At 49.1% G+C, this 13,439-nt stretch carries 15 protein-coding genes and 1 riboswitch; of the genes, 8 read left to right on the top strand and 7 right to left on the bottom strand.

The window, feature by feature from the left end; genetic code table 11:
* The first annotated feature begins 8 nt into the window (after positions 1 to 8).
* The 3 genes from aat to infA all read left to right on the top strand — a co-directional run bounded on the left by aat (position 9) and on the right by infA (position 1,792).
* On the top strand, positions 9 to 719 hold the full coding sequence (gene aat / locus BGL48_RS03965) for a leucyl/phenylalanyl-tRNA--protein transferase (RefSeq protein WP_069361438.1): 711 nt from the start codon (positions 9 to 11) through the stop codon (positions 717 to 719).
* A complete protein-coding gene (locus BGL48_RS03960) occupies positions 719 to 1,444 on the top strand; it encodes an arginyltransferase (protein WP_069361437.1) in 726 nt (241 codons plus the stop codon). Before aat ends, BGL48_RS03960 begins: the two co-directional genes overlap by 1 nt.
* Positions 1,445 to 1,573: 129 nt before the next feature.
* Complete coding sequence (gene infA, locus BGL48_RS03955) at positions 1,574 to 1,792, top strand: translation initiation factor IF-1 (RefSeq protein ID WP_021022425.1); 219 nt, start codon at positions 1,574 to 1,576, stop codon at positions 1,790 to 1,792.
* Positions 1,793 to 1,853: 61 nt separating this feature from the next.
* On the opposite strand, the gene clpA is transcribed toward infA, so the two are convergent.
* Both clpA and clpS read right to left on the bottom strand, forming a co-directional pair.
* A complete protein-coding gene (gene clpA, locus BGL48_RS03950) occupies positions 1,854 to 4,109 on the bottom strand; it encodes an ATP-dependent Clp protease ATP-binding subunit ClpA (RefSeq protein ID WP_069361436.1) in 2,256 nt (751 codons plus the stop codon).
* Between the two features lie 45 nt (positions 4,110 to 4,154).
* Positions 4,155 to 4,475 carry an ATP-dependent Clp protease adapter ClpS gene (clpS, locus tag BGL48_RS03945; RefSeq protein WP_069361435.1) on the bottom strand — a complete coding sequence of 107 codons (321 nt, stop codon included), beginning with the start codon at positions 4,473 to 4,475 and terminating at the stop codon, positions 4,155 to 4,157.
* An 808-nt stretch (positions 4,476 to 5,283) separates the two neighbouring features.
* On the opposite strand from clpS, the gene cspD reads away from it, so the two are divergent.
* Complete coding sequence (cspD, locus tag BGL48_RS03940) at positions 5,284 to 5,505, top strand: cold shock domain-containing protein CspD (protein ID WP_046073528.1); 222 nt, start codon at positions 5,284 to 5,286, stop codon at positions 5,503 to 5,505.
* A 77-nt stretch (positions 5,506 to 5,582) separates the two neighbouring features.
* Here cspD and BGL48_RS03935 read toward each other — a convergent pair whose 3' ends face one another.
* Positions 5,583 to 6,164, bottom strand: coding sequence for a thymidine kinase (locus BGL48_RS03935; protein ID WP_046073529.1), 582 nt, complete (start codon positions 6,162 to 6,164; stop codon positions 5,583 to 5,585).
* A 107-nt stretch (positions 6,165 to 6,271) separates the two neighbouring features.
* A complete protein-coding gene (locus tag BGL48_RS03930) occupies positions 6,272 to 7,855 on the bottom strand; it encodes a Na+/H+ antiporter NhaC family protein (RefSeq protein WP_069361434.1) in 1,584 nt (527 codons plus the stop codon).
* Positions 7,856 to 7,943: 88 nt separating this feature from the next.
* A riboswitch (Lysine riboswitch) is annotated at positions 7,944 to 8,125 on the bottom strand.
* 271 nt (positions 8,126 to 8,396) lie between these two features.
* Here BGL48_RS03930 and BGL48_RS03925 point away from each other — a divergent pair.
* Positions 8,397 to 8,822 carry an H-NS family nucleoid-associated regulatory protein gene (locus BGL48_RS03925; RefSeq protein WP_069361433.1) on the top strand — a complete coding sequence of 142 codons (426 nt, stop codon included), beginning with the start codon at positions 8,397 to 8,399 and terminating at the stop codon, positions 8,820 to 8,822.
* 51 nt (positions 8,823 to 8,873) lie between these two features.
* On the opposite strand, the gene BGL48_RS03920 is transcribed toward BGL48_RS03925, so the two are convergent.
* Complete coding sequence (locus BGL48_RS03920) at positions 8,874 to 9,845, bottom strand: lytic murein transglycosylase (RefSeq protein ID WP_069361432.1); 972 nt, start codon at positions 9,843 to 9,845, stop codon at positions 8,874 to 8,876.
* An 11-nt stretch (positions 9,846 to 9,856) separates the two neighbouring features.
* Positions 9,857 to 10,132 (bottom strand): YcgL domain-containing protein, encoded by a 276-nt coding sequence (locus BGL48_RS03915; protein WP_069361431.1) that lies wholly within the window; start codon positions 10,130 to 10,132, stop codon positions 9,857 to 9,859.
* A 269-nt stretch (positions 10,133 to 10,401) separates the two neighbouring features.
* On the opposite strand from BGL48_RS03915, the gene minC reads away from it, so the two are divergent.
* Genes minC through minE form a run of 3 tightly spaced genes read left to right on the top strand, consistent with a single transcriptional unit; the run spans position 10,402 to position 12,165 of the window.
* Positions 10,402 to 11,064 carry a septum site-determining protein MinC gene (minC, locus tag BGL48_RS03910; RefSeq protein WP_069361430.1) on the top strand — a complete coding sequence of 221 codons (663 nt, stop codon included), beginning with the start codon at positions 10,402 to 10,404 and terminating at the stop codon, positions 11,062 to 11,064.
* Positions 11,065 to 11,081: 17 nt separating this feature from the next.
* The gene (minD, locus tag BGL48_RS03905; protein WP_069361429.1) at positions 11,082 to 11,894 is read left to right on the top strand and encodes a septum site-determining protein MinD; all 813 of its coding nucleotides are present in this window, start codon (positions 11,082 to 11,084) and stop codon (positions 11,892 to 11,894) included.
* Position 11,895: 1 nt separating this feature from the next.
* A complete protein-coding gene (minE, locus tag BGL48_RS03900; RefSeq protein ID WP_046073536.1) occupies positions 11,896 to 12,165 on the top strand; it encodes a cell division topological specificity factor MinE in 270 nt (89 codons plus the stop codon).
* Between the two features lie 56 nt (positions 12,166 to 12,221).
* Here the strand turns inward: minE and rnd are convergent, their stop codons facing one another.
* Positions 12,222 to 13,373 (bottom strand): ribonuclease D, encoded by a 1,152-nt coding sequence (rnd, locus tag BGL48_RS03895; RefSeq protein WP_069361500.1) that lies wholly within the window; start codon positions 13,371 to 13,373, stop codon positions 12,222 to 12,224.
* Positions 13,374 to 13,439 lie beyond the last annotated feature (66 nt).

The following is a 13,439-nucleotide window of genomic DNA, read 5'->3' as shown; positions in this document are numbered from 1 at the left end:
CGTGTGATATGACCCTTTTTTTACCGCCTTTAGCGCAAGATGACTTTCGCTTTCCGCCCGTGAGCGAAGCGCTCTCTCACCCCGATGGCTTGCTCGCCATTGGGGGAGATCTATCACCTGCGCGGCTAATGTCGGCTTATCGCAGTGGTATTTTCCCCTGGTTTGGCGAAGATGATCCTTTATTGTGGTGGTCACCAAGTGAACGGGCTGTGATTCAGCCCGCTGATTTTCATGCCAGTCGCAGTTTGCGTAAAGCCGCCAAAAAGTCTGCGTATACCATCACGCTCAATCGCGCATTCGAGACGGTGATTGCTACCTGTGCGGCCATTCGCGGGCCTGAGCAGACCTGGATTACCGATGAGATGCAAGTTGCCTACTGCCAGCTTCATCAGCAAGGGGATGCTCACAGTGTCGAGGTATGGGACGGCGCACAGCTTGTCGGCGGGCTTTACGGTGTCTGCGTGGGCCGCGTATTCTGTGGTGAATCCATGTTTTCCAAAGCCACCAATGCCTCTAAATTTGCACTTTGGCAATTCAGTCAATATTTTGCGCAGCAGGGTGGCCGTTATATTGACTGCCAAATGATGACGCCACATTTAGCCTCTTTGGGTGCCAGACCTTGGACCCGAGACGCGTTTATCACCGCGTTGCAAGCACACCGTGACCAGCCCATTATCCAGAGCAGCCAACCGCAGCAGATCGCAGATTGGAGAGCATAATGAGTGTGGGAATCCAAGTTGGCGTCACGCCTGCAGCATCTTGCCAATACTTACCTGATCAGCAAGAGCAACTGGCGGTGGTAATGTCGGCGGATTACCACACGCCCGAGAAATATGCCGCGCTATTAGCGGCTGGCTTTCGTCGTAGTGGCAACCTTATTTACCGGCCGCACTGCCCACAATGTCAGGCTTGCCAAGCGATTCGGATTGATGTGAACCAATATCAACCCTCAAAAAGCCAAAAGCGTCATCGCAGCCAGCTCAATCGCTTGGAGGTTAAAGTGAGTGATCAGCTTGATGCTAACTGGTTTGCGCTCTTTCAACGGTACATCGCCGCTCGCCATGCCGATGGCAATATGTATCCTGCCAAGCGCCAAGCGTTTCTCGACTTTATCGGTAGTGACTGGTTATCCCCGCGCTTTATCCATTTGTATCAACGCGATCATCACCAACTCACGCTGGTTGCCATCGCTGTAACCGATGTCGTCGACGACGGATTAAGTGCACTTTATACGTTTTTCGAGCCAGAGCACCGCTTCTCACTCGGACGCGTCAGTATTCAAGCACAACTACAACTGGCGAACTCACTCGAATTACCTTGGCTCTATTTGGGCTATCAAATCGATGCCTGCTCAGCAATGCGCTACAAAGCAGACTATTATCCACATCAACGCTTTATCAACCAGCAGTGGCGGGCGTTTACCTGGCCGGTTATTCCACAATAGTGGCTATTTTTTCTAGCAAGGAGCGCCCCAACAGGGTAAAATTCGCACCCGAACTTTACAGACTTTCAGAATAGAGGCATTATCTGTCGGTCAAAAAATTGGCTACCAGAAGAGGCCTAAGAGGATTCAATGGCAAAAGAAGACGTAATTGAAATGCAAGGCACCGTACTCGATACGTTGCCTAATACTATGTTCCGCGTAGAACTAGAAAACGGTCACGTGGTGACTGCCCACATTTCAGGCAAGATGCGTAAGCACTACATCCGCATCCTGACCGGCGACAAAGTCACGGTTGAAATGACCCCTTACGATTTGTCCAAAGGTCGCATCGTTTTCCGTTCGCGTTAATCCTCCGAACGCGATCAAAAAACCCGGCAGCGATGCCGGGTTTTGCTTTTTCTCGAACCGATTAAGCCGGTTCCATTTGATCACTGAATTGGAAGTCCAATCGGTTATCTTTCAATACCACACGAACTGTCCCCCCGTTAACCAGACAGCCAAACAGCAGCTCGTTAGCCAGTGGCTTTTTCAAGTTATCTTGGATAACACGTCCCATCGGCCGTGCGCCCATTGCCTTGTCATAGCCTTCTTCCGCTAGCCAGCGCTTAGCCTCCGACGTCACCTCAAGCGACACTCCTTTAGCGTCCAGTTGGGCTTGTAGCTCAACAATGAACTTATCTACCACTTGCAAGATAACCTGTTCATCCAAGTGGTTAAACCAAATGATGTTGTCCAAGCGGTTACGGAACTCTGGCGAGAACACCTTCTTAATTTCCGACATCGCATCATGACTGTGATCTTGCTGAATCAAGCCAATAGACTTACGCACCGTCTCGGCTACGCCGGCGTTGGTGGTCATCACCAAGATGACATTGCGGAAATCGGCTTTGCGCCCGTTATTGTCAGTCAAAGTGCCATTGTCCATTACTTGCAAGAGCAAGTTAAACACATCTGGATGCGCTTTCTCGATTTCATCAAGCAGCACCACACTGTATGGGTGCTTGATCACCGCATCAGTCAGCAACCCACCCTGATCGTACCCCACATAGCCTGGGGGCGCGCCAATCAAGCGGCTCACTGTGTGACGCTCCATGTACTCCGACATATCAAAGCGCTGCAGCTCAATGCCCATGGCGCGAGCCAATTGTACCGTGACTTCGGTTTTACCAACCCCGGTAGGCCCGGCAAACAAGAACGAGCCGACCGGTTTGTTCTCATCGCCCAAGCCTGCGCGGCTCAGCTTGATCGCTTCAGACAGTGCCGTGATGGCAGTATCTTGACCAAACACCAGCATTTTGAGCTTGTCATCCAGTGATTGCAGCACGTCTTTATCGGACGACGAGAGCGACTTCTCGGGAATACGGGCCATTTTCGCAATCATACTCTCAACATCAGGGACATTGACCGTCTTCTTGCGTTTGCTGGCTGGCGCCATCCGGCACCGCGCCCCCGCCTCATCGATCACATCGATGGCTTTGTCGGGTAAGTGACGCTCATTAATGTATTTTGCCGACAGCTCGACCGCGGCACGAATCGCCTTGTTGGTGTAACGCACTTCGTGGTGAGCCTCATATTTCGGCTTCAGACCCATCAAAATCTTGGTGGTGTCATCAATAGAGGGCTCAATCACATCGATTTTCTGAAAACGGCGCGCCAGTGCCCGCTCTTTTTCGAAGATAGAACCATACTCTTGGTAGGTCGTCGAGCCGATACAGCGTAACTTTCCGCTACTCAATAGCGGCTTAATCAAGTTTGCGGCATCGACCTGGCCACCACTCGCGGCACCAGCGCCAATGATGGTGTGGATCTCATCGATAAAGAGTACCGCGTGATCCTCTTTTTCGAGTTGCTTTAAGATCGATTTAAAGCGCTTTTCAAAGTCGCCACGGTATTTGGTGCCCGCGAGCAAAGAGCCAATATCGAGCGAATAAATCACGCAATCTTTGATCACATCTGGCACTTGCCCTTCAACAATGCGCCACGCGAGCCCTTCCGCAATCGCTGTTTTACCGACCCCGGCTTCGCCAACCAACAGGGGGTTATTCTTGCGACGGCGACACAATACCTGGATGGTGCGTTCGAGCTCTTTATCACGACCGATTAGTGGATCAATACCGCCAACACGTGCGAGCTGATTGAGGTTGGTTGCGAAGTTCTCCAAACGATCTTCACCCGGCTCCGCACCGGCCTCATCAGCCCCCATGTCACTACTGGGTAGATCGTCGCCTTCATCTTTCGTGGTGCCATGAGAGATATAGTTGACCACGTCAAGGCGACTCACGTCGTTCTTTTTAAGCAGATAAGCGGCGTGGGATTCTTGTTCGCTGAAGATCGCCACCAACACGTTCGCACCGCTTACTTCGCTACGACCGGATGACTGCACATGAAAAACAGCTCGTTGGAGTACGCGCTGGAAACTCAGCGTTGGCTGCGTCTCTCGCGACTCATCGTCCGCAGGGATTAGCGGTGTGGTTTGCTCAATAAACGCATCAAGTTCTTTGCGCAGCGCCTCCAAATCTGCACGGCACGCGACCAGCGCATCGTGCGCGGCCGCATTATCGATCAACGCGAGAAGCAGGTGCTCCACCGTCATGAATTCGTGGCGTTTTTCACGCGCTCGTGCAAACGCGCCATTCAAACTGGCTTCAAGTTCTTTGTTAAGCATAAAGGCACCTCCCTCAAAAACCGCGCTAAAGCGTGATGGAGCCGGCTAAGCTTTCTCCATCGTGCACAGTAGCGGATGGCCATGCTCTTTGGCATACATCATTACCTGTGCCACTTTCGTTTCAGCAACCTCGGCGGTAAATACGCCACAGACCGCTTTTCCTTCATAGTGCACCGTCAGCATGACTTGCGTCGCTTTGTCCACATCCATGGCAAAAAACGTCTGGAGCACATCGATCACAAACTCCATCGGAGTGTAGTCATCATTATTTAGCACCACCTTGTACATTGATGGTGGTTGCAACTTTGTTTTTTCTGACGCTTCGGCCTCCGCGTCAGGCAAACCCCACTGGTTCCAATTACTCATAACTCATTCAATGCATTGTTAGGGTGTCTCGGTAAGAGATGTGGCGGGGCACTACTGCCATCCACGTTTCCCGTCCACCTATACTTAAAGTTAAGCCACAGATTGTATTCCAGCAACCTTTTCATTGCGAACATCGTTTGCCTGAGCAATTGTTAATCACCGTATTACACACTAGTCTCTCGCGCAGAATTTCGTTCACTGAATACGACAAAAACCTACCATTCGTGCCTGCACTAGAATGCATAAAAATTAAGGCATGCCGACTAACGACAAGCCGGTTAGCGGATCGCATCAAGCGTGATAGGTGAGCATAGACATACACCTCTCTCGACTCGAGAATATTCACTTCATTTTCATTTTTAAGCAGGCAGATTGCGTGAATCATGCCAATAGCGCTCACACTAATCCATACACTTAAGGGGGAAAAGAGCCAGTTATTAGAATAAAAAGTAATAGTTACGGCCTGTTATCGCGTATCTATCACTGCAATCACACTTTTTTAATAGCGAAAACATCCGGAGAAAACCCTAAAAAACTATGCAACTAAGATGTCTGTTTCTGAATGAATAATTGCCACTTCCTCACACTTTTTCGATTTGATATTACATTACTGTTATAAGTTATACCCCACACTTGACTGCCTAAAAGTATCTACTAAAGTGAAACATGTGGTCGATAAACTCACCATATCACTTCTGTTTATTGGCATGGGCGAGGGTGCGACAGTACCGCGCTGGTCAAATTGACGAGGTGAAATGAACGCGTTTATCACAGGTATGCAAAGTTTGATGCAAGAAGGATGTGTCGCATGGAAACTGGTACAGTAAAATGGTTTAACAATGCAAAAGGATTTGGCTTTATTTGTCCGGTAGAAGGGGAAGGCGATGTGTTTGCCCACTACTCTACCATCCAGATGGACGGATATAAGACATTAAAGGCGGGACAAACCGTCAACTATGAGGTTCAGGAAGGACCCAAAGGCTACCATGCCAGTGAAATTGTGCCAGTCGATCAAGAAGCGGCGAAATAGCGCTGAATCCGGTCGGCCAAATAGAAAAGGCGAGCTTACGGCTCGCCTTTGTTGTTCTTTACCGCACTCAATCCTGTCTAGAGTAAGCCGAGCATCTGTTTGTAATGTCGGCGACACACAGAGACATACCGTTCATTGCCTCCAATCACCACCTGATCACCATCGGCAATGGCATTGCCTTCGCTATCTTGGCGAATGACTCGACTCGCTTTACGCCCACAATGACACACGGTTTTCAGTTCAACGAGCTTATCGGCCCACGCCAGCAAGTATTGTGACCCTTCAAACAGCTCACCGCGAAAATCTGTTCTTAATCCGTAGCACAATACGGGGATCCGCAGCTTATCCACCACATCAGTCAGCTCGAGCACTTGCTGTTTGGTTAAAAATTGGCTCTCATCAATCAATAAACAGTCAACTTTCTCTTGCGCCAAGATGGTCGCGACGTGCTCGAACAGCGACGTTTGATTATCATACAGGTGGGCATCAGCTTCTAAGCCAATTCGCGAACTGATTTTTCCAACCCCATAGCGGTTATCAATCGCGGCGGTAAAAAGTAGAGGCTGCATACCGCGCTCTTGGTAGTTAAAGGCCGATTGTAACAAGGTGGTCGACTTACCCGCGTTCATTGCCGAATAATAAAAGTATAACTGAGCCATAACTGTCTCTACACGTAATGCCCATTGTGGGCGAGCTGGATTAAATAAACAGGCATGCTACCGCACTAGCAGAAAAAGAAAAGCCCCGCCAAGACGGGGCTAGATAATTAACCGACCAATTTACACGGTCGCTTTTTAAGCCACATTAAACCAGCACATAGTGCAACGAACGCAAACACGGTCGCCACCAATGACCAGAGAAGTGACGCGGTAAAGCCTAACACCACGAAGCCGACGGTTGAGACAATCGCCCCACCAATGGCATAAGGGAGCTGAGTCGCGACGTGGTCAATATGTCCACATCGTGCTCCTGTTGAAGACAAGATAGTGGTATCAGAAATCGGTGAGCAATGATCGCCAAATACCGCCCCTGCCAATACTGCTGAGAGCATAGGTAGCATCAGTGCAATGTCTGTCGCCGCGGCAAGATCGCCCGCGATAGGAAGCATAATACCGAACGTCCCCCACGACGTCCCTGTGGCAAAGGCCATCACTGCCGCCAACAAGAAGAGCACTACAGGCAAGAGTTGCGCCGGTAAGTTCCCCTCCACTAAGGACGACAAATATTGACCTGTTTGTAGGTCGCCAATAATATGACCAATCGACCAAGCAAATAACAGAATGAGGATAGCGCCAAACATAGACTTTGCGCCCACCCAAAGGGTTTTCGCAATATCTGATACCGCTATACCTTGTTTCGCTGTCATCACCAAGGATACGGCTAAACCCGCCAGTCCCCCCCATAGCAATGACATCCCGACATCGGTATTTTCAAACGCCCCGAGCAGAGAAAAGGATTGATCTTCGGCTGCCAATGCCAACCCGCCGGTATATAACATTGCACCCACCGTCGCCACGACGAGTACAATAATGGGGGCGACCAAATCAGCCACGCTGCCTTTATCACTTTCCTCAATCCCGAGGTCGTCGCAAATATCAGCGCAGTTTTCACTTTCATCGCCCAGTCGGCTGCCTTTTTTCGCCTGATATTCAAACTGACGCATCGGGCCAATATCCAGTTGAAACCAAACCACCGCAAACACTAACAGCAAGGCAAAAATGGCATAAAAGTTCATTGGGATCATGGTGACAAATGCCCCTAGCGCCGTGTAATCCGTGACGCCATGTGCCACCAAAATAGAGCCAATCACGGTAATGATATAAGCCCCCCAGCTTGATGCCGGCGTGATCACACACATAGGGGCGGCCGTGGAATCAAGAATGTAAGCCAGTTTCGCTCGAGAAACGTGGAAGCGATCCGTCACAGGACGAGAAACGGCCCCTACCGCCAAACTATTGAAATAATCATCGACAAAAATAAATACGCCAAGAAAAGCAGCCAGTAGTTTCGCGCCACGTTTACTCTTGATCCGGCTTTGCGCCCAATTGGCAAACGCGCGGGTGCCTCCAGAAAGAGACAGAAGCGCGGTGATCATCCCGAGTAAAATAAGAAACGCGAGAATACTTAAGTTCCAACTATTTAAGCCTCCATCAGCGATAAATAGCCCAGTAATCACCTCAAGCAGGTACTGTCCGGAAGAGAGGATAGAAAAATCGGTCAGTAATACCGTACCCAGTACGATTCCCATACCCAAGGACAATAAAACCCGTCGTGTAGCAATCGCGAGGCCCAGAGCCAATAAAGGGGGAAGCAGTGATAAAGCGGATGAAGAAAAATCTGTTAAGTTCATGATCTCAGTGTCAACCAAGTGGTTGGAGATCTACTGCAGAAATGAAGACGGTAAGGCGTGGTATCACACGGCAAACAGCTTGCCTCCTACATACAGTAGCGCTCCATAGTGTATTTCCAAGTACTATGGCAGTGCTGCCCCTATTCGGTAACAGCCCCAGCTCAATCGGTGTGATGACCTGATTGGCTTCGGCGTTGCTTCCTTTTGTGCACTCTCATCGGAATCACCCTCTTGCGCACGACTGATAAACAACGCACCTCTACGTTAAGCGTGGTGCATTCTACACAACGTGCTTACCATCGCAACTCTTTATGGTTGAAAAAGCATCGATTAAATCCCAGCTTACGCGATGCCAATAAAATACGTCTCATCTTCTATTTTTTTAGACATTCGCTTCAAAAAGACAATAGAATTAAAGTCAAATTTGCAGTTAACTTGCAATTAATGCGCAATATGACGTATTAATATAGGCCATATTGTATATTTCAATTATACTGCTATCATTCTTTCAATTAACATATAAATCAAATAGGAACCAATAATGTCTGATGCAATGAAAGCCTTACTCAATTTGCGTAGCTTGCGCGCACTTGCCAAAGAAATGTCAACCGAACAACTTAATGAAGCATTAGAAAAACTTCAAACGGTTGTTGAAGAGCGTAAAGAGCTTGACCGTCAAGCCGAGGCAAAAGAAAAAGAACGTTTAGAGAAGTTAGAAAAATACCGTGCTATGTTAGAAGCCGACGGTATTGGCCCAGAAGAAATCGTGGCATTGTTAGGTGGTGCTTCGAAGAGTAAAGCATCGGGTAAACGCGCGACACGTCCAGCAAAATATCAATATACGGGCGAAGATGGCTCACAAAAAACCTGGACGGGCCAAGGCCGTATGCCTAAAGTGATTCGCGAAGCGATTGAAAGCGGCGCGGCCAAGCAGGAAGACTTCCTCATCCCAGGTCAGGAAGCCTAAGTCCATATTCCCGCATAAAAAAAGAGGCGCTCAGCCTCTTTTTTTTATCCCTTAACCAAATTTAATTCTGTCCGCCAAATGGCTCACCGCTAACGCAAAGTAGTGCGAGCGATTCCATTTCAATAAGCTCTGGTAGTTATTATAAACAAGATAAGCCCTGCCTTTACCATCATCAGGCTGAATCAACCAAGCGTTGATATCGACGGCCGGTAACGCCTGACCATTCATTCGCCGTACCCCACGCGTCTGCCACTCACTCAATGAGTGTGCTTTCTCACTGTTGGTGCCAAGCAAAGTACGATCGATGCCTTCAGGGATCTGGACCTGCCGTCCCCACGTGTAGGTATCATCCCATCCCGCTTTTTTTAAGTAATTTGCAGCAGACGCAAAGACATCAGCTTCCGTTTGCCAAATATCTTTTTTGCCATCTTGGTTTCCATCGACCGCATAGTTAATAAACGAACTCGGCATGAACTGGCATTGACCCATCGCCCCAGCCCAAGAGCCTTTCATCGCTTCAGGCGCAATGTGCCCTTGCTCTAATATCGTCAGTGCGGCCATGGTCTCTTTGCGAAAAAAAGCCTCACGACGGCCATCAAAGGCTAATGTTGATAAGGCTTCAATGACATTATAACTACCCTGAAGTTTGCCAAAATTACTTTCTACACCCCATAAAGCCACAATAAAACGCGGCTGAACCTGGTACTGCTCACCAATGGCTTCCAAGGTGTCATAATGTTCACGATACAGTTGTTTCGCTTGAGCGACTTTCCAATCAGGCACAGCACGCGGAATATACTCATCCAGCGTGAGACGTCGCTCAGGTTGATTTCGATCGGAGCTGACTGCACGCTCATGGTATTCAACGTCCTTAAAGGCACGCTCAAGTAACGCATCACTGATGCCCGCCTCACGTGCTTCGGCTTTTAAGGTGGTCACATACTGCTCGAATCCGGGCTTGGCCATCACAGGGCTCACCAAGAGTGCCGCCGCGATAGAGGCTGAAATCATACCTTTGCGCATAGTCATCCTTTTTACAGTTTTTCGTTTTTATTACGAATGGCCTGCAATGCCGCGTCAGGTGGCGGAGGCAATTGCACAAAAAAGCCATCACTTTGCAGGCTTTGTTTAACCTTATTGATGTCAACTGCTGCCAGTTTATCGCGCTTGTCTAAGTTGATCATCATGGCAAATTCGGGCTGCCCAAAGCTATTCATGAGTGCCTCGGGCACATCATCAAATTTATCTTTCTCTGCAAGATAAAGATAGGTGCCTTCTTTCTTTTTACTACGATAAATTGCGCAATACATCTCAAAAGTCCTCATGAGCGTGCCATATTACAGGCGATAGATTGTCATCTTGGGGTAAAGGTTTGTTAAGCTTTGCAGCAAAGTGTGTCAAAACACGTTTCTGCTGCCATTTCTCATTCAAATGTTAAAAAAACACCATTAAAGGGAGAAATGCCGCATCAACGGCAAACCCTGCTTGCCGCATTGGCGCTGTGAATATACCATGCTATCCAACGTCTGATAATGCGCGTCTGACTCGTGTTTAAATGACAAAACCGGGATCGAATAACATGCTCAAACAACCGGAGTTGAAAGGCTCAACCTTTACCCTTTCCGTCCTCCACCTCGTTGACGATAATTTTGCTGCCGCTGCCAATGTTTTGACAGAGAAAGTCACCCAAGCACCGGCCTTTTTTCAAGGCGCTCCTGTTGTCGCTGACATTAGCCGTCTATCACAATGCCCTGATATCGGTGCCTTAAAGCAGTGCTTACAAGCCACAGGCATGATTCTCGTTGGGCTGACCGGCGTCACCCACAATGATACACGTGAGCTTGCGCTGGATGCGCAATTAGCCGTGCTCAAGTCGAGCAAGCAATCCCGTGTTGCCGATCCGATTCAGCCGCCTGCAAAAGTGGTCACCGCCCCTGTGCGTTCAGGTCAGCAAATCTATGCAAAAAACGCCGACTTGGTGATCCTCAATCATGTTAGTGCCGGCGCGGAAGTGATTGCCGATGGCAGTATTCATATCTATGGCGTTTTGCGTGGCCGAGCCATTGCCGGTGCAAGTGGACAAAAACAAGCGCGTATTTATTGTCAGAACCTTCAGTCAGAATTATTGTCGGTAGCAGGAAGCTATTGGCTCAGTGATAAAATTCCATCAGAACATATAGAGCGGCCTTCTATGGTCTCGCTTAATCAAGAAAGCTTACACATTGACCCCCTCACGCTATAAGAGAATAAGGAAGAGGAATGGCACGAATCATTGTAATTACCTCCGGTAAAGGCGGTGTTGGTAAAACAACATCGAGCGCGGCATTGGCGACCGGGTTGGCCATGACAGGCAAAAAAACCGCCGTGGTTGATTTTGATATTGGCCTACGTAACCTCGATTTGGTGATGGGCTGTGAGCGCCGCGTGGTCTACGATTTTGTTAACGTCATTAACGGCGAAGCCAATCTGCATCAAGCACTCATTAAAGACAAACGCGTAGAAAATTTGTTTATTCTGCCCGCCTCTCAGACACGCGACAAAGATGCGTTAACGAAAGAAGGTGTCGAGCGCGTTTTAAAAGACATGGATGAACTTGGCTTTGAATACATTATTTGTGATTCACCCGCAGGCATTGAAGCCGGCGCATTAATGGCGCTGTATTTTGCTGACGAAGCGATTGTGACCACCAATCCAGAAGTGTCATCCGTGCGCGACTCTGATCGTATTCTTGGTATTCTCGATTCTAAGTCACGCCGCGCAGAAAACGGCGAGGATCCGGTAAAACATCACTTATTACTCACTCGCTATAACCCCGCGCGTGTGACCAACGGTGAAATGCTCAGTGTTGAGGATGTAGAAGATATCCTGCGTATTCCACTGTTAGGGGTCATCCCTGAAAGTCAGTCTGTATTGCACGCTTCTAACAAAGGTGAGCCAGTGGTACTGGATCAAGAGTCTGATGCCGGCCAAGCCTATGAAGATGCTATTGCGCGCCTGCTGGGTGAAGAGCGCCCCTTCCGCTTTATTGAGGAAGAGCGCAAAGGTTTCCTAAAACGCTTATTCGGAGGCTAATGTGGCACTGCTTGAATTCTTCCGCCCATCAAAGAAAAAGTCGGCCAATATTGCCAAAGAGCGTTTACAAATCATTGTTGCCGAGCGTCGCAGTGCGGATAGCCCTGCGCCGACTTATTTGCCCCAGCTCAAGCAAGATATTCTAGATGTGATCCGAAAATACGTGGATATCGCACCGGACCAGGTGTCTGTCAGCCTCGAACAAGGCGATGATGATCTGTCCGTCTTGGAGCTGAACGTCACCTTGCCCGAAGAGGGAAAAGAGAGCTAGCGCTCAACCACAACGGGCGAATACAGAAAGCGGTGGCTCAAGGCCACCGCTTTTGTTTATGCGCGAGATGATGACGATGCCCCTGGGGCGTTAGGGATCATCGTCAGCAATGTTTCTCCCACTAATCGAAAGCGCCACCCCGAGGCTAAGTCAGGGCGTTTATCTTCTTGACACTCCTCTCGCCATACCCAAGTAATCAATTGATTAAGCTGCTTTTTGGAGCCAATAAACTCAGGCGCTAAGCCTGATCTATCGGCCTGGGCTTGCACCTGCTCCTTCATCGCTTTAATCACCGACTTATACCCGGGTTCATCAACTAAACGTGTGATGGCCGGCGGGCATTTGGCTAACGGGGTTTTATCCGCTTGGGTGGCCAACTTTATCAAGGTTTGCGCGTGATAGCGTACTTCAAATTTGTCGAACCCATGCTCGTTCATTTGCTCAACGGTACGAATACCATAACGCGCCATTTTCCAGAGGTTTTGCTCTTTAACGATAAAGTTAAGAGCCATATTCCGGCGACGCGCTTCCTTCGCTCGCCACTTGGCAAGGGTTTGCAATACCGCTAACTGTTGAGGCTTAAGCTGCCACGCATACTTAATATCGAGATAAGCCGCTTCATCCGGCTTAACCCACTGCTTTTTACGGCACAACAGACCACACTCTTCTACCATGGCGTCATGCCACTGCGTATCGGATAGGGCTTGCGTCAGCGCTTGATAAAGCGGCAGCAAGTAATAGACATCAGCCGCCGCATACTGTTGTTGCTTTTCGGTTAAGGGACGCGCACACCAATCAGTGCGCGATTCTCCTTTATCTAAGCTCACGCCGACATAACGCTCCACTAAGCTTGCGAAGCCCTCGGAGACGCCATGACCTAAAAAAGCGGCGACGATTTGGGTGTCTATCATGGGAGTTGGCAATACGCCCGCGTAGTGCTGAAAAACCTCTAAGTCTTCGCTACTCGCATGTAACACCTTGGTGACCTGGGTGTCAGTCAACAGCGCCCATAACGGGGAAAGATCATCAATGGCTAGCGGGTCAACCAGCACCAGTTGCTCGCCATCATAAATCTGAACCAGCCCCAGTTGTGCATAAAAGGTACGCGTACGGACAAACTCGGTATCAAGCATCACAACGGCTTGGTCACGGAAGTGTGTGCAGATATCGACCAGCTGTTGATCGGTGGTGATTTGTTGATAGTTCACAAAAAAGCCCATAAAGAAAATGCCGGCGAGGCCGGCATTTCGTGATTCGTTATCGACAGTTTACCC

The sequence above is a fragment of the Salinivibrio sp. SS3 genome (assembly GCF_001722105.1).
Lineage (GTDB): Bacteria > Pseudomonadota > Gammaproteobacteria > Enterobacterales > Vibrionaceae > Salinivibrio > Salinivibrio kushneri.
The sequence above is the reverse complement of the archived record's forward strand: the minus strand, read 5'-3'. Positions and strand labels throughout refer to the sequence as shown.

Coding starts and splice junctions, on each gene's coding strand:
- aat (WP_069361438.1), top strand. CDS start 9: ATGACCCTTTTTTTACCGCCTTTAGCGCAAGATGACTTTCGCTTTCCG.
- BGL48_RS03960 (WP_069361437.1), top strand. CDS start 719: ATGAGTGTGGGAATCCAAGTTGGCGTCACGCCTGCAGCATCTTGCCAA.
- infA (WP_021022425.1), top strand. CDS start 1,574: ATGGCAAAAGAAGACGTAATTGAAATGCAAGGCACCGTACTCGATACG.
- clpA (WP_069361436.1), bottom strand. CDS start 4,109: ATGCTTAACAAAGAACTTGAAGCCAGTTTGAATGGCGCGTTTGCACGA.
- clpS (WP_069361435.1), bottom strand. CDS start 4,475: ATGAGTAATTGGAACCAGTGGGGTTTGCCTGACGCGGAGGCCGAAGCG.
- cspD (WP_046073528.1), top strand. CDS start 5,284: ATGGAAACTGGTACAGTAAAATGGTTTAACAATGCAAAAGGATTTGGC.
- BGL48_RS03935 (WP_046073529.1), bottom strand. CDS start 6,164: ATGGCTCAGTTATACTTTTATTATTCGGCAATGAACGCGGGTAAGTCG.
- BGL48_RS03930 (WP_069361434.1), bottom strand. CDS start 7,855: ATGAACTTAACAGATTTTTCTTCATCCGCTTTATCACTGCTTCCCCCT.
- BGL48_RS03925 (WP_069361433.1), top strand. CDS start 8,397: ATGTCTGATGCAATGAAAGCCTTACTCAATTTGCGTAGCTTGCGCGCA.
- BGL48_RS03920 (WP_069361432.1), bottom strand. CDS start 9,845: ATGCGCAAAGGTATGATTTCAGCCTCTATCGCGGCGGCACTCTTGGTG.
- BGL48_RS03915 (WP_069361431.1), bottom strand. CDS start 10,132: ATGTATTGCGCAATTTATCGTAGTAAAAAGAAAGAAGGCACCTATCTT.
- minC (WP_069361430.1), top strand. CDS start 10,402: ATGCTCAAACAACCGGAGTTGAAAGGCTCAACCTTTACCCTTTCCGTC.
- minD (WP_069361429.1), top strand. CDS start 11,082: ATGGCACGAATCATTGTAATTACCTCCGGTAAAGGCGGTGTTGGTAAA.